Below are 1,850 nucleotides of genomic sequence, written 5' to 3'. Positions count from 1 at the left end.
CTCGGACCTCGCTAGAGGCTTTTCTCGGCAGCATGGGATCACTGACTTCACCTGAATCGGCTCGGCATCACGTCTCAGCCTGCATGCAGCACGGATTTGCCTATGCTGCGGCCTACACGCTTACCCCGGCACAACCACCGGCCGGGATCAGCTACCCTCCTGCGTCACCCCATCGCTTGCCTACTACCCACCAGGATCCCAGTCCGCACACGATAGGTCCGAAGACCGCACGCACTTGGAGTGGTTAGCACAATGAGGTTCAGCATGGGCGGTCCTTCGCGGGTACGGGAATATCAACCCGTTGTCCATCGACTACGCCTCTCGGCCTCGCCTTAGGTCCCGACTCACCCAGGGCGGATTAGCCTGGCCCTGGAACCCTTGGTCATCCGGCGGCAGGGTTTCTCACCCTGCTTGCGCTACTCATGCCTGCATTCTCACTCGTGCCGCGTCCACGACTGGATCACTCCGCCGCTTCACCCGCGACACGACGCTCCCCTACCCATCCACACAGAATGTGAATGCCACAGCTTCGGCGGTGTGCTTGAGCCCCGCTACATTGTCGGCGCGGAACCACTTGACCAGTGAGCTATTACGCACTCTTTCAAGGGTGGCTGCTTCTAAGCCAACCTCCTGGTTGTCTCTGCGACCCCACATCCTTTCCCACTTAGCACACGCTTAGGGGCCTTAGCTGGTGATCTGGGCTGTTTCCCTCTCGACTACGAAGCTTATCCCCCGCAGTCTCACTGCCACGCTCTCACTTACCGGCATTCGGAGTTTGGTTGACTTCAGTAACCTGGTAGGGCCCCTAGGCCATCCAGTGCTCTACCTCCGGCAAGAAACACGCAACGCTGCACCTAAATGCATTTCGGGGAGAACCAGCTATCACGGAGTTTGATTGGCCTTTCACCCCTAACCACAGGTCATCCCCCAACTTTTCAACGTTGGTGGGTTCGGCCCTCCACGCGGTCTTACCCGCGCTTCAGCCTGCCCATGGCTAGATCACTCCGCTTCGGGTCTAGAGCACGCGACTACAAACGCCCTATTCGGACTCGCTTTCGCTACGGCTCCCCCACACGGGTTAACCTCGCCACGCACCACTAACTCGCAGGCTCATTCTTCAAAAGGCACGCCGTCACCTATCCCCCAAAAGGGGACCCAGCTCCGACGGTTTGTAGGCACACGGTTTCAGGTACTATTTCACTCCCCTCCCGGGGTACTTTTCACCTTTCCCTCACGGTACTCGTCCGCTATCGGTCACCAGGGAGTATTTAGGCTTACCAGGTGGTCCTGGCAGATTCACGGCAGATTACAGGGGTCCGCCGCTACTCGGGAACACCCACAGGAGACCAGACGCTTTCACCTACCGGACTATCACCGTCTACGGCGCCGCTTTCCAACGGCTTCGACTAGCGCACTGGCTTGGTAACTCCTTCGACAGGTGTCAGCCTGCCACGCGGGATCCCACAACCCCGACCACGCAACCCCTGACAGGTATCACACGCGGCCGGTTTAGCCTCAATCCGCTTTCGCTCGCCACTACTCACGGAATCACTCTTGTTTTCTCTTCCTACCGGTACTGAGATGTTTCACTTCCCGGCGTTCCCTCCACACACCCTATGCATTCAGGTGCGGGTGACACCACATGACTGGTGCCGGGTTCCCCCATTCGGACACCCTGGGATCACAGCTCGGTTGACAGCTCCCCCAGGCCTATCGCGGCCTCCCACGTCCTTCATCGGCTCCTGGTGCCAAGGCATCCACCATGTGCCCTCAGCAACTTGACCAAAACGATCAAAACAAGATGCTCGCATCCACTGTGCAATTCTCAACAAACAAGCAACCCACCACCA

General features: G+C 58.6%; 1 rRNA gene. It reads right to left on the bottom strand.

What is annotated here, in order from left to right:
* A 23S ribosomal RNA gene (locus ACNTMW_RS34220) occupies positions 1 to 1,784 on the bottom strand; the annotation flags it as partial.
* Positions 1,785 to 1,850 lie beyond the last annotated feature (66 nt).

This window comes from Planosporangium spinosum, assembly GCF_049999945.1.
GTDB classification, from domain to species: Bacteria; Actinomycetota; Actinomycetes; order Mycobacteriales; family Micromonosporaceae; genus Planosporangium; species Planosporangium spinosum.
This window is presented reverse-complemented; position numbering and strand designations above follow the sequence as displayed.